Consider the following 21,367-nt stretch of genomic DNA (forward strand, 5'->3'; position numbering starts at 1 on the left):
TGAAAACGTATATAAATGCAAAGAACTCATTATCCAAGTTGGATACGCTTATAAAATAGGAGAATACAAATGAAATTTAGAAAATTAGCTTGTACAGTACTTGCGGGTGCTGCGGTTCTTGGTCTTGCTGCTTGTGGCAATTCTGGCGGAAGTAAAGATGCTGGTAAATCAGGTGGTGACGGTGCCAAAACAGAAATCACTTGGTGGGCATTCCCAGTATTTACCCAAGAAAAAGCTGGTGACGGTGTTGGAACTTATGAAAAATCAATCATCGAAGCGTTTGAAAAAGCAAATCCAGATGTAAAAGTGAAATTGGAAACCATCGACTTCAAGTCAGGCCCTGAAAAAATCACAACAGCCATCGAAGCAGGAACAGCTCCGGACGTACTCTTTGACGCACCAGGACGTATCATCCAATACGGTAAAAATGGTAAATTGGCTGAGTTGAACGACCTTTTCACAGATGAATTTGTTAAAGATGTCAATAACGAAAACATCATACAAGCAAGTAAAGCTGGAGACAAGGCTTACATGTATCCAATTAGTTCTGCCCCATTCTACATGGCAATGAACAAGAAAATGCTAGAAGATGCTGGAGTGGCAAACCTTGTAAAAGAAGGTTGGACAACTGATGATTTTGAAAAAGTATTGAAAGCACTCAAAGACAAGGGCTACACACCAGGTTCATTGTTCAGTTCTGGTCAAGGGGGAGACCAAGGAACACGTGCCTTTATCTCTAACCTTTATAGCGGTTCTGTAACAGATGAAAAAGTTAGCAAATATACAACTGATGATCCTAAATTCGTCAAAGGTCTTGAAAAAGCAACTGGCTGGATTAAAGACAATTTGCTCAATAATGGTTCACAATTTGACGGTGGGGCAGATATCCAAAACTTTGCCAACGGTCAAACATCTTACACAACCCTTTGGGCACCAGCTCAAAATGGTATCCAAGCTAAACTGTTAGAAGCAAGTAAGGTAGAAGTAGTAGAAGTACCATTCCCATCAGACGAAGGTAAACCAGCTCTTGAATACCTTGTAAACGGATTTGCAGTATTCAACAATAAAGACGACAAGAAAGTCGCTGCATCTAAGAAATTCATCCAGTTTATCGCAGATGACAAAGAGTGGGGACCTAAAGACGTAGTTCGTACAGGTGCTTTCCCAGTCCGTACTTCATTTGGAAAACTTTATGAAGACAAACGCATGGAAACAATCAGCGGCTGGACTCAATACTACTCACCATACTACAACACTATTGATGGATTTGCTGAAATGAGAACACTTTGGTTCCCAATGTTGCAATCTGTATCAAATGGTGACGAAAAACCAGCGGACGCTTTGAAAGCCTTCACTGAAAAAGCGAACGAAACAATCAAAAAAGCTATGAAACAATAGTCCTTAGTTATTCTATAAAAAGTAGTTTTTTAAAGAAGCTAAGAGTGTATACCCCCTTTTCCCTCTACACAGATAGTGTAAGAAAAGGGGGCTTTTGTTTAAAATGTAAGAAACTGTCACGAAATTAAAATGAAGTTCTTACATAAGCGAATCATAAAAAATTTCATTTTGATTTTAAAACAGTTCAAGAAAGTCAAAAAATTATTCTATTTGAAAGAGAGGTGCCGACTGTGAAAGTCAATAAAATTCGTATGCGGGAAACAGTGATTTCCTATGCTTTCCTAGCACCAGTGTTGTTCTTCTTTATTATCTTTGTTTTAGCACCAATGATTATGGGCTTCATCACAAGTTTCTTTAACTATTCTATGACTAGTTTCCAATTTGTGGGCTTAGATAACTATGTCCGTATGTTTAAAGATCCTGTCTTTGCAAAATCTCTGATTAACACAGTTATTTTGGTTATTGGATCTGTGCCAGTTGTTGTTCTATTCTCACTCTTTGTAGCATCGCAAACCTATCACCAAAATGCTATTGCCAGATCCTTCTACCGTTTTGTCTTCTTCCTTCCTGTTGTAACAGGTAGTGTTGCCGTAACGGTTGTATGGAAATGGATCTATGATCCATTATCAGGTATCTTGAACTTTGTGCTTAAATCAAGTCATATCATTACTCAAAACATTTCATGGCTTGGTGATAAGCACTGGGCATTGATGGCGATTATGATTATTCTCTTGACCACTTCAGTTGGTCAGCCCATCATCCTTTATATCGCTGCTATGGGGAATATTGACAATTCACTGGTTGAAGCGGCGCGTGTTGATGGTGCAACTGAGTTTCAAGTTTTCTGGAAGATTAAATGGCCAAGCCTTCTTCCAACAACTCTTTATATTGCAATCATCACAACAATTAACTCCTTCCAGTGTTTCGCCTTGATTCAGCTTTTGACATCTGGTGGTCCAAACTACTCAACAAGTACCTTGATGTACTACCTGTACGAAAAAGCCTTCCAATTGACAGAATACGGCTATGCCAACACCATTGGTGTCTTCTTGGCAGTCATGATTGCTATCGTAAGCTTTGTTCAATTTAAAGTACTTGGAAACGACGTAGAATACTAAAGAAAGGAGACAGTTATGCAATCTACAGAAAAAAAACCATTAACAGCCTTTACTGTTATTTCAACAATCATTTTGCTCTTGTTGACTGTGCTGTTCATCTTTCCATTCTACTGGATTTTGACAGGGGCATTCAAGTCACAGCCTGATACCATTATGATTCCGCCACAATGGTTCCCTAAAATGCCAACCATGGAAAACTTCCAACAACTTATGGTGCAGAACCCTGCCTTGCAATGGATGTGGAACTCAGTATTTATCTCATTGGTAACCATGTTCTTAGTCTGTGCAACCTCATCTCTAGCAGGTTATGTATTGGCTAAAAAACGTTTCTATGGTCAACGTATCCTATTTGCTATCTTTATCGCTGCTATGGCGCTTCCAAAACAAGTTGTCCTTGTACCATTGGTACGTATCGTCAACTTCATGGGAATTCATGACACTCTTTGGGCAGTTATTTTGCCTTTGATTGGATGGCCATTTGGGGTCTTCCTCATGAAACAGTTCAGTGAAAATATCCCTACAGAATTGCTCGAATCAGCTAAGATTGATGGCTGTGGTGAGATTCGTACCTTCTGGAGCGTAGCCTTCCCGATTGTGAAACCAGGGTTTGCAGCCCTTGCAATCTTTACCTTCATCAATACTTGGAATGACTACTTCATGCAATTGGTAATGTTGACTTCACGTAACAATTTGACCATCTCACTTGGGGTTGCGACCATGCAGGCTGAAATGGCAACCAACTATGGTTTGATTATGGCAGGAGCTGCCCTTGCTGCCGTGCCAATTGTAACAGTCTTCCTAGTCTTCCAGAAATCCTTCACACAAGGGATTACTATGGGAGCGGTCAAAGGATAATACTCTGCGAAAATCGAATGCAAACTAGGTCAGCGTCACCTTGCCATACTTAAGTATTGCCTGCGGTTAGCTTCCTAGTTTGTTCTTCAATTTTCATTGAGTATAAGAGAATATAGAGGTTATAAGTGTCTACAAAATGTTGGGTATTTGCTTACCTTAGAGATTTTGTCAGACACTTATCAACTTAAGAATGGTTTTAGTTAACTATCAGAAACGAAGGAAAGAGTATGATTTTTGACGATTTGAAAAATATTAGCTTCTATAAAGGGATTCATCCCAATCTTGACAAGGCAATTGATTATCTTTATGAACATCGTAAAGATTCATTCGAGTTAGGAAAATATGATATTGATGGTGACAAGGTCTTTCTAGTTGTTCAAGAAAATGTCCTAAATAAAGCTGAAAATGACCAGTTTGAACATCACAAGAACTATGCAGACTTGCATTTGTTGGTAGAAGGGCATGAATATTCGAGCTACGGTTCACGTATCAAAGACGAGGCAGTAGCATTTGACGAAGCAAGTGACATTGGTTTTGTCCATTGTCATGAACACTACCCACTCTTATTGGGTTATCACAATTTTGCGATTTTCTTCCCAGGAGAGCCACATCAACCAAATGGTTATGCAGGTATGGAAGATCAAGTTCGCAAGTATTTGTTTAAAATTTTAATTGATTAAAAATAGGATGAATTGTTTTTTTGTAAAGCTTTGATAATACTCTACCATGAAATTGATCTTTGTGAGGTAGAGAAATGAGAATAAAATATTTAAAAATTGGTATCTTCTTGTCAGTCTGTTTATTGCTAATGAGTAATATTTTACCTTCAATTGTGTATGCGAATGAAGTCTCGCATATCCAAACTATACAGTCAGAAATGGATCGAATAGATGCAAAATTATCTCAAAATTACTTGCTAACTGAACAAGAAATTAAGGATTTGGTGGAAGATAGCAAAGGAGTCTATCCAGACATATCAGATGAACGTAAAATTGAATTGCTAGAAATGGTATCTTCTAAGTATGCTGCAAGAGCTAGTTTCTTAGATGGAAAGGGAATTACAGTTAATGAGATGGCTTGGATAATTAAGGGCATTGTGACTGGATTGATTGGTAAATACATAAAATTAGGTACTTATGCGGCTAAGTATGGTATTAGTATGGCGCGCTCGATCTTAAGTAGGGCAGCTGCAACTGCAGCAGCAAGAGTAGGATTATTGACCAAGATTTCTGGATGGATTTTACAAATAGCTGTGAATGTAGCTGATGTATATGGTAATTTTGCCTACAATATTGCTGCAGCTTGGGATGCACATGATAAAATCCCTAACAATGGTCGTATAAACTTTTAAAATGCGAGAATGAAAGCACTTTGTATTTTTTTATTGAAAGCACTTTGTATTTTTTTATTGAATATGTTAGCTTGGACAGTGCTTGCAATGATAATCCGTGGAGGGCTAGATGGATTTAATGAGCATACTTGGAGTACTATTTTAATTGCTTCGCTGTCCGGGATATATATAGATTATATGTCCATAGATAAAAGTAGAAAAAAGTCCAAAAGAAAAAAGAAAAAATAGATTTGTTCATGGTAGGGACTTATGAAAGCTTTACTGACAAAAAAGAAAACAGTTTACAAAGAAAAATGATGGAGGAGCAAACATGGCACAAAAAGGAGTAAGCCTTATCAAGGCAGCATTTGATACAGACAACTTTCTCATGCGTTTTAGTGAGAAAGTCTTGGACATCGTGACAGCCAATCTTCTTTTTGTCGTCTCTTGTTTGCCCATCGTGACGATTGGAGTGGCTAAAATCAGCCTCTACGAGACCATGTTCGAAGTTAAGAAGAGCAGACGGGTGCCTGTTTTTAAAATCTATCTAAGATCTTTCAAGCAAAATCTGAAACTAGGTTTTCAGTTGGGGATGTTAGAATTAGGAATTGTATTTCTTACCTTTTCAGATCTCTATCTTTTCTGGGGTCAAACAGCTCTGCCCTTCCAATTGGTTAAAGCTATTTGTTTAGGTATTCTTATTTTCCTTACCATTATGATGCTGGCTAGTTACCCTATCGCGGCACGTTATGACCTATCTTGGAAAGAAATTCTTCAAAAAGGATTGATGTTGGCTAGTTTTAACTTTCCTTGGTTCTTCCTCATGTTAGCCATTCTTGTCCTCATTGTGATGGTTCTTTATCTGTCCGCCTTCAGTCTACTCTTAGGTGGCTCAGTCTTCCTACTTTTTGGGTTTGGACTATTGGTCTTTATCCAGACTGGATTGATGGAGAAAATTTTCGCAAAATATCAATAGGAGTCTTATTTCTGAAACTACTTTCAAAGGCTTCAAACGCTATTCTATAAGCTAGAAACTAAAATCTAAGTGTCTATAAGATATTGAAAGCCTTTTCGGTAAAGTGTATACTAAAGAAGTAAAGAAAGAATCTGCTTTAGCAGAAAATAAAAATAATAGGAGAAAATCTATGTCAGATTTGAAAAAATACGAAGGTGTCATTCCAGCCTTCTACGCATGTTATGATGATCAAGGAGAAGTAAGTCCAGAGCGTACACGTGCCTTGGTTCAATACTTCATTGATAAAGGTGTTCAAGGTCTTTATGTCAATGGTTCTTCTGGTGAATGTATCTACCAAAGTGTAGAAGACCGCAAGTTAATCTTGGAAGAAGTCATGGCAGTTGCTAAAGGTAAATTAACTATTATTGCCCATGTTGCTTGCAACAATACCAAAGATAGTATGGAACTGGCTCGCCACGCTGAAAGCTTGGGAGTAGATGCCATTGCAACAATTCCACCAATTTACTTCCGCTTGCCTGAATACTCAGTTGCCAAATACTGGAACGATATCAGTTCTGCAGCTCCAAACACAGACTACGTGATCTACAACATTCCTCAATTGGCAGGGGTTGCTTTGACTCCAAGTCTTTATACCGAAATGTTGAAGAATCCTCGTGTTATCGGTGTGAAGAACTCTTCTATGCCAGTTCAAGATATCCAAATCTTTGTCAGCCTTGGTGGGGAAGACCATATCGTCTTTAACGGTCCAGATGAACAGTTCCTAGGTGGTCGCCTCATGGGTGCCAAAGCTGGTATCGGTGGTACTTATGGTGCTATGCCAGAACTCTTCTTGAAACTCAACCAATTGATTGCGGATAAAGATTTAGAAACAGCGCGTGAGTTACAGTATGCTATCAACGCTATCATTGGTAAATTGACTGCTGCACATGGAAATATGTACGGTGTCATTAAAGAAGTCTTGAAGATCAATGAAGGATTGAATATTGGTTCTGTTCGTTCACCATTGACGCCAGTAACGGAAGAAGATCGTCCAGTTGTAGAAGCAGCTGCAGCCTTGATTCGTGAAACCAAGGAGCGCTTCCTCTAATCTATAAGGAGGTATTTATGACACACTACGTTGCAATTGATATAGGTGGAACCAACATCAAGTATGGTTTGGTTGATCAAGAGGGGCAACTTCTTGAATCGCATGAAATGCCAACTGAAGCGTATAAGGGTGGACCTCATATCTTACAAAAAACCAAAGATATTGTAGCCAGCTATTTAGAAAAAGGCCCAGTAGCAGGTGTTGCCATTTCTTCTGCAGGAATGGTGGATCCTGATAAGGGGGAAATTTTCTACGCTGGACCTCAGATTCCAAATTATGCAGGAACCCAGTTCAAGAAGGAAATCGAAGAAAGCTTTGCTATTCCTTGTGAGATTGAAAATGATGTCAACTGTGCAGGTCTGGCTGAGGCAGTATCTGGTTCAGGTAAGGGAGCAAGTGTCACCCTTTGCTTGACCATTGGAACAGGTATCGGTGGTTGCTTGATTATGGATGGGAAAGTCTTCCATGGTTTTAGCAATTCGGCCTGTGAAGTCGGGTATATGCATATGCAAGATGGAGCTTTTCAGGATCTCGCTTCTACCACAGCCTTGGTGGAGTATGTAGCAACATCTCATGGAGAAGATGTTGATCAGTGGAATGGCCGACGCATTTTCAAGGAAGCCACTGAAGGCAATAAACTCTGCATGGAAGGTATTGACCGCATGGTAGACTATCTAGGAAAAGGTCTGGCAAATATTTGCTACGTTGCCAATCCAGAAGTGGTTATTCTTGGTGGTGGTATCATGGGGCAAGAGGCTATCCTCAAACCTAAGATCCGCACAGCCTTGAAAGAGGCTTTGGTACCAAGTTTAGCAGAAAAAACACGATTAGAATTTGCCCATCACCAGAATACAGCAGGTATGCTTGGTGCATATTATCATTTTAAGACAAAACAATCCTAGTTTGGCTCAGCCAAACTAGGATTTTCTAATCAAATTCCCTTGACTTTCTTTATAATTGTGAGATAATAAATAAAATATATAAAGGAATTATATAAAATGACTATAGCGAATTCAAGTAAGATTGTGACCTTCCAAGCTAATAGAGAATTAGTAAATGATGCCATGGAAGTGTTAAAAGAAAAAAATCTCTCTCTTTCATCAGCACTCAGATTATTTTTAAAGAATGTTGCCGTAACAAATGAAGTAGATTTACTGAGTGAAGAGGAATTAGAGAAGGAGTATTTGTTTAGACAATTACAAGCAGAAGTTCAAGAAAGTTATGCCAAGATTGAGGCTGGAAATTACTTGACAGATGAGGATGTCGTGACACGCTATGGATTATAAAAGATATAGGATTTTGTATTCTCCTAGAGTGATTGATAGTCTGGATAAAATATATCAGTATATAGCGGAGGAAATCGGTTCTGTAGAGGCTGCGAGACGAAAAGTAGCCAATATTAGAAAAGATATTAATCGGCTAGAAATTTTCCCCCAAGCTGGATTTGATGCTGATGAAAAATTTGGTAAGAAATTAGACCCTCGCTACCAAACGCGAGGATGGACCTTGAGTAAGGATTACATTGTATTGTATACAATTGTTGAGGATACCGTCAGACTTGCTTATTTACTCCCTTCAAAAAGTGATTACATGAAATTATTCAAGACTAAGTCAAGATATGACTAATTCATAATCTTGAAGAGGTATGTTTGGTGATGAATAAAAATCCTAGTTTGGCTTAGCCAAACTAGGATTTTCTGACACGTTTTTGTCTACGATAGCCGTTGAGTTTCTTATTTTCCCAGTAGCTATTAAAGATTTTTTCCTTGCTTTCGCGATTGATTTCCAAAAAGTAGGCATAAATCAAATCGATAAAGAAGAGCATAGGAAGTTGAGCGGATATTCGTTGGATATAGGAAGGCTGGCTGTGGGTGGCTACAAGAACAGTCTCTGTGTAGGCCTGGCTATCTTTATTGGGAACACTTGAAAAGAGTACAGTCTTTGCCCCCATCTCCTTGGCATCTAATAAACTGTCTAAAATAGAGGGAGTTGTGCCAGAAAGTGAGAAACCAAGTACGAGACAATTTTCATCCATAATGCTGGTTGTCCAAGCAAAGCCGTCTTGATCGGTCAAAGCCTCGCAGACCACACCCAGACGCATGAAGCGCAATTTCATTTCACGAGCAACAAGGCCAGAACTCCCTGTTCCGAAGAAGTAGACACGCTCAGCATCTTCGATTAATTGGGCAATTCGTTCTAGTTGGACTTCGTCAATCAAGTCTTGTGTTTGTTCCCTCATATTGCTATAACTTCTGAGGACTCGTTTGGTCAGTGGACTGTGCTTGGAGACTTGGTTGGCTTGATTTTCTGCCTCATGTTGGTATTGGAAAATAAATTCTCGGTAGCCAGTAAAGCCACACTTTTTAGCAAAGCGGGTCAGAGCAGCCTGAGAGATATGTAATTTTTGAGTGACCTGTTGAGAAGATAAATCATCTGCAATCGTTTCCGTTTGTAAAAAATAGCGAGCGATTTCTTGCTCTAGGTCTGTCATTTCTTCAAAATGTGAATCAATGACAGTTGCGATATCTGGTTTGTCCATAGGGAAGGCTCCTTTAAATGAGTCGTGTTGGAAAAAGACTAGATTATTGAACTTTTACATTCATTATAACATATAATATAGGGATGAATAAATAAAAACGTATCTTGCCGTAAAAACGAAAAAAAGCTTCTTACTTTTCCATAATTTTCTGCTCAAATTGTGGTACAATTAAGAGTAAGATTTTAATTAGAAATGAGACTGATTTGTATGAGAAAATTTAACAGCCATTCGATTCCGATTCGGCTTAATTTATTGTTTTCAATTGTCATTTTACTCTTTATGACCATTATTGGTCGTTTGTTGTATATGCAGGTTTTGAACAAGGATTTTTACGAAAAAAAGCTAGCCTCAGCTAGTCAGACCAAGGTCACAACCAGTTCTGCCCGTGGGGAAATCTATGATGCTAGTGGAAAACCTTTGGTAGAAAATACGTTAAAACAGGTTGTTTCCTTTACGCGTAGCAATAAAATGACGGCTACAGACTTAAAAGAAATAGCTAAAAAGTTACTGACTTATGTGAGCATCAGTTCGCCAAATTTGACAGAACGCCAGCTGGCTGATTACTATTTGGCTGATCCTGAAATCTATAAAAAAACAGTGGAAGCTCTCCCAAGTGAGAAACGCTTGGATTCAGATGGCAATCGCCTATCCGAATCAGAACTGTATAACAATGCGGTCGATAGTGTTCCAACAAGTCAACTAAACTATACAGAGGATGAAAAGAAAGAAATCTATCTTTTTAGTCAGTTAAATGCTGTTGGAAACTTTGCGACAGGAACCATTGCGACAGATCCTCTAAATGATTCTCAGGTGGCTGTTATTGCCTCTATTTCAAAGGAGATGCCTGGCATTAGTATTTCTACTTCTTGGGATCGAAAGATTTTGGAAACTTCCCTTTCTTCTATAGTAGGGAGTGTATCCAGTGAAAAAGCTGGTCTCCCAGCGGAAGAAGCAGAAGCCTATCTTAAAAAAGGCTATTCTCTAAATGACCGTGTTGGAACCTCCTATTTGGAAAAGCAATATGAAGAGACCTTACAAGGAAAACGCTCGGTAAAAGAAATCCATCTGGACAAATATGGCAACATGGAAAGCGTGGATACAATTGAGGAAGGTAGTAAGGGAAACAATATCAAGCTGACCATTGATTTGGCCTTCCAAGATAGCGTGGATTCTCTGCTGAAAAGTTATTTCAATTCAGAGTTGGGGAATGGTGGAGCTAAGTATTCTGAAGGTGTGTATGCAGTCGCCCTTAACCCAAAAACAGGTGCTGTGTTATCCATGTCAGGGATCAAACATGACCTGAAAACGGGAGAGTTGACGCCAGATTCCTTGGGAACGGTAACCAATGTCTTTGTCCCAGGTTCGGTTGTCAAGGCGGCGACCATCAGCTCTGGTTGGGAAAATGGAGTCTTGTCAGGAAACCAGACCTTGACAGACCAGTCCATTGTCTTTCAAGGTTCAGCTCCAATTAATTCTTGGTATACTGCCTTTTCTGTGCCAATGCCGATTACGGCGGTTCAGGCTCTAGAGTATTCATCAAATGCTTATATGGTCCAAACAGCCTTAGGTCTTATGGGGCAAACCTATCAACCAAATATGTTTGTCGGTACCAGCAATCTAGAGTCTGCTATGGGGAAATTGCGTTCAACCTTTGGTGAATATGGTTTGGGTTCTGCGACCGGGATTGACCTACCAGATGAATCTACTGGATTTGTTCCCAAAGAGTATAGCTTTGCTAATTACATTACTAATGCCTTTGGGCAGTTTGATAACTATACGCCCATGCAGTTGGCTCAGTATGTAGCAACTATTGCAAATGATGGTGTTCGTGTGGCTCCTCGTATTGTGGAAGGCATTTATGGCAATAATGATAAGGGAGGACTGGGTGACCTGATTCAGCAACTGCAACCGACAGAGATGAATAAGGTCAATATATCCGACTCCGATATGAGCATCTTGCACCAAGGTTTTTATCAGGTTGCTCATGGGACTAGCGGATTGACAACTGGACGTGCCTTTTCAAATGGTGCCTTGGTATCCATTAGCGGAAAAACGGGTACAGCCGAAAGCTATGTGGCAGATGGCCAGCAAGCAACTAATACTAATGCGGTGGCCTATGCCCCATCTGATAATCCCCAAATCGCTGTTGCAGTGGTCTTTCCTCATAATACCAATCTAACAAATGGTGTAGGACCTTCCATTGCGCGTGACATTATCAATCTGTATCAAAAATACCATCCAATGAACTAGAAAGGAAATTATGCTTTATCCAACACCCATTGCCAAGCTGATTGACAGCTATTCTAAGTTACCAGGTATCGGGATTAAGACGGCTACGCGTTTGGCCTTTTATACGATTGGGATGTCTGATGACGATGTCAATGAATTTGCAAAAAATCTCCTTTCTGCTAAGAGAGAATTGACCTACTGTTCCGTTTGTGGACGTTTGACAGACGACGACCCTTGCTCTATCTGTACCGATCCGACTCGTGACCAGACAACGATTTTGGTGCTAGAGGATAGTCGTGATGTGGCAGCTATGGAAAATATCCAAGAATACCACGGGCTCTATCATGTCTTGCATGGCCTCATTTCCCCTATGAATGGTATCAGTCCAGATGATATCAATCTCAAGGGGCTCATGACTCGTCTGATGGATAGTGAGGTTTCAGAAGTAATCGTAGCAACCAATGCCACAGCAGATGGGGAAGCAACTTCCATGTATCTTTCCCGCTTACTCAAGCCAGCTGGGATCAAGGTTACGCGCTTGGCACGAGGTCTTGCTGTGGGAGCAGATATCGAGTATGCGGACGAAGTCACACTCTTACGGGCTATTGAAAATCGAACAGAGTTGTAAGTGTAGACAAATTTACGAACTCCATTCATTTATAAAAAATCAAGGAGGCTGAAAATCGTTCCTATCGGCCTCTTTTTGTATAGTGTGATGAGTAGGATCAGGTTCAAGTTTTAAAAAACCAAGCAAATATGATATACTAAAGAGCGAGTATTCTAGTAGAATTAGGACAAATAATATGAAACAAACGATTATTCTTTTATATGGTGGAAGGAGTGCGGAACGTGAAGTCTCTGTCCTTTCAGCTGAGAGTATCATGCGTGCGGTTAACTACGACCGTTTCACAGTCAAGACTTTCTTTATCAGTCAGTCAGGTGACTTTATCAAAACGCAGGAATTTAGTCAGACTCCAGGTCAAGAGGACCGTCTCATGACCAATGAAACCATTGATTGGGATAAGAAAGTTGCACCAAGTGCTATCTATGAAGAAGGGGCAGTGGTCTTTCCAGTTCTTCATGGTCCGATGGGAGAAGATGGCTCTGTTCAAGGATTCCTTGAAGTTTTGAAATTGCCTTATGTCGGTTGCAATATCTTGTCATCCAGTCTTGCCATGGATAAAATCACGACTAAGCGTGTGTTAGAATCTGCTGGCATTGCACAAGTTCCCTATGTGGCTATCGTTGAAGGGGATGATGTGACTGCTAAAATCGCTGAAGTGGAAGAAAAATTGACTTATCCAGTCTTCACTAAGCCGTCAAACATGGGTTCTAGTGTCGGTATTTCTAAGTCTGAAAATCAAGAAGAACTTCGTCAAGCTTTGGAACTTGCCTTTCAATATGACAGCCGTGTCTTGGTAGAGCAAGGGGTCAATGCCCGTGAAATCGAGGTTGGTCTCTTGGGAAACTACGATGTCAAAAGCACGCTACCAGGAGAAGTAGTCAAGGATGTTGCCTTTTATGACTACGATGCCAAGTATATTGATAACAAGATTACCATGGACATCCCAGCCAAAATCAGTGATGATGTGGTAGCTGTCATGCGTCAAAATGCAGAGACGGCCTTCCGTGCCATTGGAGGCCTCGGTCTCTCTCGTTGCGATTTCTTCTATACAGATAAGGGAGAGATTTTCCTAAACGAGCTCAATACCATGCCAGGTTTCACCCAGTGGTCAATGTATCCACTACTTTGGGACAATATGGGAATCAGCTACGCAGAACTAATCGAGCGTTTGGTTGACCTTGCCAAGGAAAGCTTTAACAAGCGCGAAGCGCATTTGCTATAAAATGAAAGAGAGGGTAGAAGCCAGAACCATCACTGCCAGGTGACTAGAGTTCTCGGGCTTCGACCCTTTTTAAAGGAGTAGAAATGAAATTAACAATCCATGAAGTTGCCCAAGCTGTTGGAGCTAAAAATGATGTTAGTCTTTTTGCGAACGCCCAGTTAGAAAAGGCTGAGTTTGACAGTCGATTGATTGGGACTGGAGATTTATTTGTGCCACTCAAAGGTGCGCGTGATGGTCATGACTTTATCGAAACAGCCTTTGAAAATGGTGCGGTAGCAACCCTGTCTGAGAAAGAAATCGCAAATCATCCCTACATTCTAGTAGACGACGTGTTGACTGCATTTCAAAAACTAGCTGCCTACTATCTTGAAAAAACGACTGTTGATGTCTTTGCTATTACGGGTTCAAATGGTAAGACAACGACCAAGGATATGTTGGCACATTTGCTGTCAACAATCTACAAAACCTACAAAACTCAAGGAAACTACAATAACGAGATTGGTCTTCCTTACACAGTTCTCCATATGCCTGAAGGAACAGAAAAGTTGGTTTTGGAGATGGGACAGGATCACTTGGGAGATATTCATCTCTTGTCTGAATTGGCTCATCCAAAGATAGCCATCGTGACCTTGGTTGGAGAAGCCCATTTGGCCTTTTTCAAAGACCGTTCGGAGATTGCCCAAGGAAAAATGCAAATTGCAGATGGCATGGCTTCGAATTCCTTGCTTTTGGCCCCAGCCGACTCCATTGTAGAGGCCTACTTGCCAACTGATAAAAAGGTGGTTCGTTTTGGGCAAGGAGCAGAGTTGGAAATCACAGACTTGGTTGAGCGTAAGGACAGTCTGACCTTTAAAGCTAATTTCTTGGAACAAGCCCTTGATTTGCCAGTGACTGGTAAGTACAATGCCACTAATGCTATGATTGCTGCTTATGTGGCCCTACAAGAAGGAGTTTCAGAAGAACAAATTTGTCAGGCCTTCCAAAATCTTGAATTGACGCGTAACCGTACCGAGTGGAAGAAAGCAGCCAATGGAGCAGACATCTTGTCAGATGTTTACAATGCCAATCCAACTGCTATGAAGCTGATTTTAGAGACCTTCTCTGCCATTCCAGCCAATGAAGGGGGCAAGAAAATTGCGGTTTTAGCGGACATGAAGGAACTGGGTAACCAGTCAGTTCAACTCCATAATCAGATGATTTTGAGCCTTTCTCCAGATGTGCTGGATACCGTGATTTTCTACGGAGAAGACATTGCTGAATTGGCCCAACTTGCCAGTCAAATGTTCCCAATTGGCCACGTTTACTATTTCAAGAAAACAGAAGACCAAGACCAATTTGAAGACCTAGTCAAGCAGGTCAAGGAAAGCCTCAGTGCCAATGATCAAATCTTGCTCAAGGGCTCTAACTCTATGAACCTAGCCATGTTGGTAGAAAGTTTAGAAAATGAAACCAAGTGATTTTGTTAAGTATCTGCAAAGAATGATTGCCCTTACAGATACTGGCTTAACCTTTACAAAAGATCCTTTTGACTGTGAGCGCTACGAAGACTTGCGAAGTCTGTTATCTGAAATGTTGAATCAGGTATCAGACCTTGATGCAGACGAAGTGGCAGAACTCTTGAAACCGACCTCCGCTTATGCGACTCCCTTAATGGACGTCCGTGCTTGGATTGTTGAGGATGAGAAGATTTGTCTGGTTAGGGGACAAGGAGAGGATAGTTGGGCTTTGCCAGGTGGCTTTGGTGAAGTCGGCTATTCTCCAACTGAAAATATTCTCAAGGAAATTGAAGAAGAAACCGGTTTTAAAGCCAAAGTTGAAAGACTGCTAGCTGTTTTTGATACCAATCGTTTCCAACTACAGAGCAAACAATATGCAAAGTTTGTTTTTGAATGTAAGCTTCTCGATGGACAATTCCAAGAAAATCAAGAAATCGCTGACCTTCAATTTTTTGCAATTGACCAACTGCCGAATTTATCTGAAAAACGCATTACCAAGGAGCAAATCGAGATTCTTTGGCAGGTTTATCAAGGTCAGAGGGAGCAATATCTTGACTAAGAAGATGATTATCGTATTTCTAAATCCATTTTTGACAAATAGCATGGTATAATAATATGCAGGAAAATTTTGAATTATGAGGAAGACTAGATGAATTTATGGGATATTTTTTTTACAACTCAGCCAACAGAACCACCTAAATTTGACCTTTTTTGGTATGTTAGCCTATTTACGCTCTTAGCCTTGACCTTTTATACAGCCTATCGCTATCGTGAAAAGAAGGTTTACCAACGATTTTTCCAGATTTTACAGGCCGTTCAGTTGATCCTTCTTTATGGTTGGTACTGGGTCAATCATATGCCATTGTCAGAAAGCCTACCCTTTTACCATTGCCGTATGGCTATGTTTGTGGTACTCTTGCTTCCTGGTCAGTCCAAATATAAACAATACTTTGCATTATTGGGAACATTTGGGACATTAGCAGCCTTTGTTTATCCAGTGCCAGATGCTTACCCTTTTCCACATATCACCATTTTATCCTTTATCTTTGGTCATTTAGCACTCTTGGGGAACTCTCTAGTTTATCTATTGAGACAGTATAGTGCGAAATTGCTGGATGTGAAGGGAATTTTTCTCATGACCTTTGCCCTAAATGCCTTGATTTTTGTGGTCAATTTGGTAACAGGTGGGGATTACGGATTCTTGACAAAACCGCCATTGGTTGGGGATCATGGTCTAGTAGCTAATTATTTACTTGTTTCAATTGTGCTGGTAGCTACTATCAGTTTGACTAAGAAAATCTTAGAATTCTTTTTAGCTCAAGAAGCAGAAAAAATGATTGCAAAGAAAGCTTAACACAGAGCTTTCTTTTTTTGTCTTAGAGAGTTTTTACAAGCAGCTTATAAAATAAGAATTTCTGAACATAGAAACTCAAAAATTGGCTGGGAAATTTAGGAAAAAAGCAAGCATGATTAAATTTTTTGTGTTATAATATTCTGTGAATAGCTATGCCTAAGTTTAGCTATGGAATAATACGAAGTGCGAAACTTGGAAGATAGAGAGGATGCGATGTAATGGCTAGAGAAGGCTTTTTTACAGGTCTAGATATTGGAACAAGCTCTGTCAAGGTGCTTGTAGCCGAGCAGAGAAATGGTGAATTAAATGTAATTGGCGTGAGTAATGCCAAAAGTAAAGGTGTAAAGGATGGAATTATTGTTGATATTGATGCAGCAGCAACTGCTATCAAGTCAGCCATTTCCCAAGCAGAAGAAAAGTCAGGCATTTCGATTAAATCAGTGAATGTCGGCTTGCCTGGTAATCTTTTGCAGGTAGAACCAACTCAAGGGATGATTCCAGTAACATCTGATACCAAGGAAATTACGGATCAAGATGTTGAAAATGTTGTTAAATCAGCTTTGACAAAGAGTATGACACCTGACCGTGAAGTCATTACCTTTATTCCTGAAGAATTTATTGTGGATGGTTTCCAAGGGATTCGTGACCCACGTGGCATGATGGGGGTTCGTCTTGAAATGCGTGGTTTGCTTTATACAGGTCCTCGCACTATTTTACATAACCTACGTAAGACAGTAGAACGTGTCGGACTACAGGTTGAAAATGTTATTATTTCACCACTAGCAATGGTTCAATCAGTTTTGAACGAAGGTGAACGTGAATTTGGTGCTACAGTGATTGATATGGGAGCAGGTCAAACGACTGTCGCTACAATCCGTAACCAAGAACTTCAGTTCACACATATTCTCCAAGAAGGTGGAGATTATGTAACTAAAGATATCTCCAAGGTTTTGAAAACCTCTCGCAAATTAGCGGAAGGCTTGAAACTGAATTACGGGGAAGCCTATCCGCCTCTTGCAAGCAAAGAAACCTTCCAAGTAGAAGTTATTGGAGAAGTAGAAGCAGTTGAAGTGACGGAAGCCTACTTGTCAGAAATTATTTCTGCACGAATTAAGCACATCCTTGAGCAAATCAAGCAAGAATTAGATAGAAGACGTCTATTGGAGCTCCCTGGTGGTATTGTCTTAATCGGTGGGAATGCCATTTTACCAGGTATGGTTGAACTTGCTCAGGAAGTCTTTGGCGTCCGTGTCAAGCTTTATGTTCCAAATCAAGTTGGTATCCGTAATCCAGCCTTTGCGCATGTGATTAGTTTATCAGAATTTGCGGGTCAATTAACAGAAGTGAATCTTTTGGCTCAGAGAGCGATAAAAGGTGAGAATGACTTAAGCCATCAGCCAATTAGTTTTGGTGGGATGCTGCAAAAAACAGCTCAGTTTGTACAATCAACGCCTGTTCAACCAGCTCCTGCTCCAGAAGTAGAGCCGGTGGCTCCTACAGAACCAATGGCGGATTTCCAACAAGCTTCACAAAATAAGCCGAAATTAGCAGATCGTTTCCGTGGCTTGATCGGAAGCATGTTTGACGAATAAAGAGGAAAAATAAATTATGACATTTTCATTTGATACAGCTGCTGCTCAAGGTGCAGTGATTAAGGTAATTGGTGTCGGTGGAGGTGGTGGCAATGCCATCAACCGTATGGTCGACGAAGGTGTTACAGGCGTAGAATTTATCGCAGCAAACACAGATGTACAAGCATTGAGTAGTACAAAAGCTGAGACTGTTATTCAGTTGGGGCCTAAATTGACTCGTGGTTTGGGTGCAGGAGGTCAACCTGAGGTTGGTCGTAAAGCTGCTGAAGAAAGCGAAGAAACACTGACGGAAGCTATCAGTGGTGCAGATATGGTCTTCATCACTGCTGGTATGGGAGGAGGTTCTGGAACTGGAGCTGCTCCTGTTATTGCTCGTATCGCTAAAGATTTAGGTGCTCTTACAGTTGGTGTTGTAACACGTCCGTTTGGTTTTGAAGGAAGCAAACGTGGACAATTTGCTGTAGAAGGAATCAACCAACTTCGTGAGCATGTAGACACTCTATTGATTATTTCAAACAACAACTTGCTTGAAATTGTTGATAAGAAAACTCCTCTTCTTGAAGCACTTAGCGAAGCGGATAACGTACTTCGTCAAGGTGTTCAAGGGATTACCGATTTGATTACCAATCCAGGATTGATTAACCTTGACTTTGCCGATGTGAAAACAGTTATGGCAAATAAAGGGAATGCTCTCATGGGTATTGGTATCGGTAGTGGAGAAGAACGTGTGGTAGAAGCGGCGCGTAAGGCAATTTACTCTCCACTTCTTGAAACAACAATTGATGGAGCAGAAGATGTGATTGTCAACGTAACTGGTGGTCTCGATTTAACCTTGATTGAAGCTGAGGAGGCTTCACAAATTGTGAACCAGGCAGCAGGTCAAGGAGTGAACATCTGGCTCGGTACTTCAATTGATGAAAGTATGCGTGATGAAATTCGTGTAACAGTTGTCGCAACGGGTGTTCGTCAAGACCGCGTAGAGAAGGCTGTTGCTCCACAAGCTAGACCGACTACTAACTACCGTGAGACAGTGAAACCAGCTCATTCACATGGCTTTGATCGTCATTTTGATATGGCAGAAACAGCTGAATTGCCAAAACAAAATCCACGTCGTTTGGAACCAACTCAGGCATCTGCTTTTGGTGATTGGGATCTTCGCCGTGAATCGATTGTTCGTACAACAGATTCAGTCGTTTCTCCAGTTGAACGCTTTGAAGCCCCAACATCACAAGATGAAGATGAATTGGATACACCTCCATTTTTCAAAAATCGTTAAGTAAATGAATGTAAAAGAAAATACAGAACTTGTTTTTCGAGAAGTCGCAGAGGCTAGTCTGAGTGCTCATCGAGAGAGTGGTTCAGTCTCTGTCATTGCAGTTACCAAGTATGTAGATGTACCGACAGCGGAAGCCTTGCTTCCGCTAGGTGTTCATCATATCGGTGAAAATCGTGTCGATAAGTTTCTGGAAAAATATGAAGCTCTAAAAGATCGAGATGTGACTTGGCATTTGATTGGTACCTTGCAAAGACGTAAGGTGAAAGATGTCATTCAATACGTTGATTATTTCCATGCCTTGGATTCAGTAAAGCTAGCAGGGGAAATTCAAAAAAGAAGTGACCGAGTCATCAAGTGTTTCCTTCAAGTAAATATTTCTAAAGAAGAAAGCAAACACGGTTTTTCGAGAGAGGAACTGCTGGAAATCTTGCCAGAGTTAGCCAGACTAGATAAGATTGAATATGTCGGTTTAATGACGATGGCACCTTTTGAGGCTAGCAGTGAGCAGTTGAAAGAGATTTTCAAGGCGGCCCAAGATTTACAAAGAGAAATTCAAGAGAAACAAATTCCAAATATGCCTATGACCGAGTTAAGTATGGGAATGAGTCGTGATTATAAAGAAGCGATTCAATTCGGTTCCACCTTTGTTCGTATAGGCACATCATTTTTTAAGTAGGAGAGAACCATGTCTTTAAAAGATAGATTCGATAGATTTATAGATTATTTTACGGAGGATGAGGATTCAAGTCTCCCTTATGAAAAAAGAGATGAGCCTGTGTTTACTCCAGTAAATTCTTCACAGGAACCGGCTCTCCCAATGAATCACCCTTCACAGTCGGCTGGAACAAAGGAGAACAATATCACCAGACTTCATGCAAGACAACAGGAATTGGCAAATCAGAGTCAGCGTGCAACGGATAAGGTCATTATAGATGTTCGTTATCCTAGAAAATATGAAGATGCAACAGAAATTGTTGATTTATTGGCAGGAAACGAAAGTATCTTGATTGATTTTCAATATATGACTGAAGTGCAGGCTCGTCGTTGTTTGGATTACCTGGATGGGGCTTGCCATGTTCTAGCTGGAAGTCTGAAAAAAGTAGCTTCTACCATGTATCTGTTGACACCAGTGAATGTTATTGTGAATGTAGAAGATATTCGTTTGCCAGATGAAGATCAACAGGGTGAGTTTGATTTTGATATGAGACGAAATAGAGTACGATAATGATTTTTTTAATTCGTATGATTTATAATGCAGTGGATATTTACTCCCTGATTTTGGTAGCCTTTGCTGTCATGTCTTGGTTTCCAGGCGCCTACGAATCCAGTTTGGGTCGTTGGATTGTAGCGTTGGTAAAACCAGTGCTTGCTCCCTTGCAACGCCTGCCTTTACAGATAGCGGGCCTTGATTTATCTGTTTGGGTTGCGATTGTTTTGGTTCGATTTTTAGGAGAAAACCTAGTCCGTTTTCTGGCGATGATAGGATGAATAAAGGGATTTATCAGCATTTCTCCATAGAAGATCGTCCCTTTCTTGACAAGGGAATGGAATGGATAAAGAAGGTAGAAGATAGCTATGCTCCTTTTTTAACTCCTTTTATCAATCCTCATCAGGAGAAACTATTAAAGATTTTGGCCAAAACCTATGGTCTTGCTTGTAGCAGTAGTGGGGAATTTGTCTCGAGTGAGTATGTTCGAGTTTTATTATACCCAGATTATTTCCAACCAGAGTTTTCAGATTTTGAAATATCTCTTCAGGAAATTGTGTATTCCAATAAATTTGAACATTTAACGCATGCTAAGATTTTAGGGACAGTCATCAATCAATTAGGGATTGAACGGAAACTTTTTGGAGATATCCTAGTAGATGAAGAACGGGCGCAGATTATGATTAATCAGCAGTTTCTTCTTCTCTTTCAAGATGGATTAAAGAAAATTGGCCGTATACCTGTTTCGCTGGAGGAACGTCCTTTCGCCGAGAAAATAGATAAGCTAGAACAGTATCGAGAACTGGATTTATCTGTGTCTAGTTTTCGATTAGATGTTCTTTTATCAAATGTTTTGAAACTATCTAGGAATCAAGCAAACCAGTTGATTGAAAAGAAACTTGTCCAAGTAAATTATCATGTGGTAGACAAATCAGATTACACTGTTCAAGTTGGAGATTTGATTAGTGTGAGAAAATTTGGTCGCTTGAGATTACTTCAAGATAAGGGACAAACGAAAAAAGAGAAGAAAAAAATAACCGTCCAGTTATTATTAAGTAAGTGA

The 21,367-nt window shown here is 40.2% G+C and carries 24 protein-coding genes; 23 read left to right on the top strand and 1 reads right to left on the bottom strand.

Annotated features, from left to right (window positions below):
- Nucleotides 1–69 precede the first annotated feature (69 nt).
- The 11 genes from HT736_RS01805 (at nucleotide 70) to HT736_RS01850 (ending at nucleotide 8,390) form a co-directional block, all read left to right on the top strand.
- On the top strand, nucleotides 70–1,398 hold the full coding sequence (locus HT736_RS01805) for an ABC transporter substrate-binding protein (protein WP_000672129.1): 1,329 nt from the start codon (nucleotides 70–72) through the stop codon (nucleotides 1,396–1,398).
- A 251-nt stretch (nucleotides 1,399–1,649) separates the two neighbouring features.
- Nucleotides 1,650–2,516 carry a sugar ABC transporter permease gene (locus tag HT736_RS01810; RefSeq protein ID WP_161802645.1) on the top strand — a complete coding sequence of 289 codons (867 nt, stop codon included), beginning with the start codon at nucleotides 1,650–1,652 and terminating at the stop codon, nucleotides 2,514–2,516.
- Between the two features lie 15 nt (nucleotides 2,517–2,531).
- Nucleotides 2,532–3,371, top strand: coding sequence for a carbohydrate ABC transporter permease (locus tag HT736_RS01815; RefSeq protein ID WP_001192006.1), 840 nt, complete (start codon nucleotides 2,532–2,534; stop codon nucleotides 3,369–3,371).
- Nucleotides 3,372–3,598: 227 nt separating this feature from the next.
- Nucleotides 3,599–4,051: a YhcH/YjgK/YiaL family protein gene (locus HT736_RS01820; RefSeq protein ID WP_000575436.1), complete on the top strand. Its 453-nt coding sequence runs from the start codon at nucleotides 3,599–3,601 to the stop codon at nucleotides 4,049–4,051.
- Nucleotides 4,052–4,377: 326 nt separating this feature from the next.
- Entirely contained in the window at nucleotides 4,378–4,722 is a 345-nt protein-coding gene (locus HT736_RS01825) for a hypothetical protein (protein ID WP_025170608.1), read from the top strand.
- A 33-nt stretch (nucleotides 4,723–4,755) separates the two neighbouring features.
- On the top strand, nucleotides 4,756–4,950 hold the full coding sequence (locus HT736_RS11570) for a hypothetical protein (RefSeq protein WP_001810112.1): 195 nt from the start codon (nucleotides 4,756–4,758) through the stop codon (nucleotides 4,948–4,950).
- 82 nt (nucleotides 4,951–5,032) lie between these two features.
- Nucleotides 5,033–5,677, top strand: a complete 645-nt coding sequence (locus HT736_RS01830; protein WP_172930686.1) for a YesL family protein — start codon at nucleotides 5,033–5,035, stop codon at nucleotides 5,675–5,677.
- 169 nt (nucleotides 5,678–5,846) lie between these two features.
- Nucleotides 5,847–6,764: a dihydrodipicolinate synthase family protein gene (locus tag HT736_RS01835; protein ID WP_172930687.1), complete on the top strand. Its 918-nt coding sequence runs from the start codon at nucleotides 5,847–5,849 to the stop codon at nucleotides 6,762–6,764.
- A 17-nt stretch (nucleotides 6,765–6,781) separates the two neighbouring features.
- The gene (locus tag HT736_RS01840; protein WP_023933715.1) at nucleotides 6,782–7,666 is read left to right on the top strand and encodes an ROK family protein; all 885 of its coding nucleotides are present in this window, start codon (nucleotides 6,782–6,784) and stop codon (nucleotides 7,664–7,666) included.
- 96 nt (nucleotides 7,667–7,762) lie between these two features.
- Nucleotides 7,763–8,050, top strand: a complete 288-nt coding sequence (locus tag HT736_RS01845; RefSeq protein WP_000150673.1) for a hypothetical protein — start codon at nucleotides 7,763–7,765, stop codon at nucleotides 8,048–8,050.
- Complete coding sequence (locus HT736_RS01850; RefSeq protein ID WP_000384969.1) at nucleotides 8,040–8,390, top strand: type II toxin-antitoxin system RelE/ParE family toxin; 351 nt, start codon at nucleotides 8,040–8,042, stop codon at nucleotides 8,388–8,390. The genes HT736_RS01845 and HT736_RS01850 overlap by 11 nt, the downstream gene beginning before the upstream one ends.
- Nucleotides 8,391–8,451: 61 nt before the next feature.
- Here HT736_RS01850 and HT736_RS01855 read toward each other — a convergent pair whose 3' ends face one another.
- Nucleotides 8,452–9,303: a MurR/RpiR family transcriptional regulator gene (locus tag HT736_RS01855; RefSeq protein WP_172930688.1), complete on the bottom strand. Its 852-nt coding sequence runs from the start codon at nucleotides 9,301–9,303 to the stop codon at nucleotides 8,452–8,454.
- 192 nt (nucleotides 9,304–9,495) lie between these two features.
- On the opposite strand from HT736_RS01855, the gene pbp2b reads away from it, so the two are divergent.
- From pbp2b to HT736_RS01915, 12 genes are all read left to right on the top strand, one after another.
- Nucleotides 9,496–11,553: a penicillin-binding protein 2B gene (pbp2b, locus tag HT736_RS01860; RefSeq protein ID WP_172930689.1), complete on the top strand. Its 2,058-nt coding sequence runs from the start codon at nucleotides 9,496–9,498 to the stop codon at nucleotides 11,551–11,553.
- A 10-nt stretch (nucleotides 11,554–11,563) separates the two neighbouring features.
- On the top strand, nucleotides 11,564–12,160 hold the full coding sequence (recR, locus tag HT736_RS01865) for a recombination mediator RecR (RefSeq protein WP_000966761.1): 597 nt from the start codon (nucleotides 11,564–11,566) through the stop codon (nucleotides 12,158–12,160).
- Between the two features lie 175 nt (nucleotides 12,161–12,335).
- The gene (locus HT736_RS01870; protein ID WP_000814626.1) at nucleotides 12,336–13,379 is read left to right on the top strand and encodes a D-alanine--D-alanine ligase; all 1,044 of its coding nucleotides are present in this window, start codon (nucleotides 12,336–12,338) and stop codon (nucleotides 13,377–13,379) included.
- 83 nt (nucleotides 13,380–13,462) lie between these two features.
- Nucleotides 13,463–14,836 carry a UDP-N-acetylmuramoyl-tripeptide--D-alanyl-D-alanine ligase gene (murF, locus tag HT736_RS01875; RefSeq protein ID WP_000778737.1) on the top strand — a complete coding sequence of 458 codons (1,374 nt, stop codon included), beginning with the start codon at nucleotides 13,463–13,465 and terminating at the stop codon, nucleotides 14,834–14,836.
- Nucleotides 14,823–15,434, top strand: coding sequence for an NUDIX hydrolase (locus tag HT736_RS01880; protein WP_000804584.1), 612 nt, complete (start codon nucleotides 14,823–14,825; stop codon nucleotides 15,432–15,434). Before murF ends, HT736_RS01880 begins: the two co-directional genes overlap by 14 nt.
- A 90-nt stretch (nucleotides 15,435–15,524) precedes the next feature.
- Nucleotides 15,525–16,229, top strand: a complete 705-nt coding sequence (locus HT736_RS01885) for a TIGR02206 family membrane protein (RefSeq protein ID WP_001055261.1) — start codon at nucleotides 15,525–15,527, stop codon at nucleotides 16,227–16,229.
- A 218-nt stretch (nucleotides 16,230–16,447) separates the two neighbouring features.
- Nucleotides 16,448–17,821 carry a cell division protein FtsA gene (gene ftsA, locus HT736_RS01890; RefSeq protein WP_000090408.1) on the top strand — a complete coding sequence of 458 codons (1,374 nt, stop codon included), beginning with the start codon at nucleotides 16,448–16,450 and terminating at the stop codon, nucleotides 17,819–17,821.
- A 16-nt stretch (nucleotides 17,822–17,837) separates the two neighbouring features.
- A complete protein-coding gene (gene ftsZ / locus HT736_RS01895) occupies nucleotides 17,838–19,097 on the top strand; it encodes a cell division protein FtsZ (protein WP_000144268.1) in 1,260 nt (419 codons plus the stop codon).
- 4 nt (nucleotides 19,098–19,101) lie between these two features.
- A complete protein-coding gene (locus HT736_RS01900; RefSeq protein WP_001101082.1) occupies nucleotides 19,102–19,773 on the top strand; it encodes a YggS family pyridoxal phosphate-dependent enzyme in 672 nt (223 codons plus the stop codon).
- A 9-nt stretch (nucleotides 19,774–19,782) separates the two neighbouring features.
- The gene (locus tag HT736_RS01905) at nucleotides 19,783–20,322 is read left to right on the top strand and encodes a cell division protein SepF (RefSeq protein WP_023933203.1); all 540 of its coding nucleotides are present in this window, start codon (nucleotides 19,783–19,785) and stop codon (nucleotides 20,320–20,322) included.
- The gene (locus HT736_RS01910; RefSeq protein WP_000576513.1) at nucleotides 20,322–20,585 is read left to right on the top strand and encodes a YggT family protein; all 264 of its coding nucleotides are present in this window, start codon (nucleotides 20,322–20,324) and stop codon (nucleotides 20,583–20,585) included. The genes HT736_RS01905 and HT736_RS01910 overlap by 1 nt, the downstream gene beginning before the upstream one ends.
- Nucleotides 20,582–21,367: an RNA-binding protein gene (locus HT736_RS01915; RefSeq protein WP_001032411.1), complete on the top strand. Its 786-nt coding sequence runs from the start codon at nucleotides 20,582–20,584 to the stop codon at nucleotides 21,365–21,367. The genes HT736_RS01910 and HT736_RS01915 overlap by 4 nt, the downstream gene beginning before the upstream one ends.

The sequence above is a fragment of the Streptococcus sp. 339 genome, assembly GCF_013277285.1.
Classification (GTDB): Bacteria; Bacillota; Bacilli; order Lactobacillales; family Streptococcaceae; genus Streptococcus; species Streptococcus pseudopneumoniae.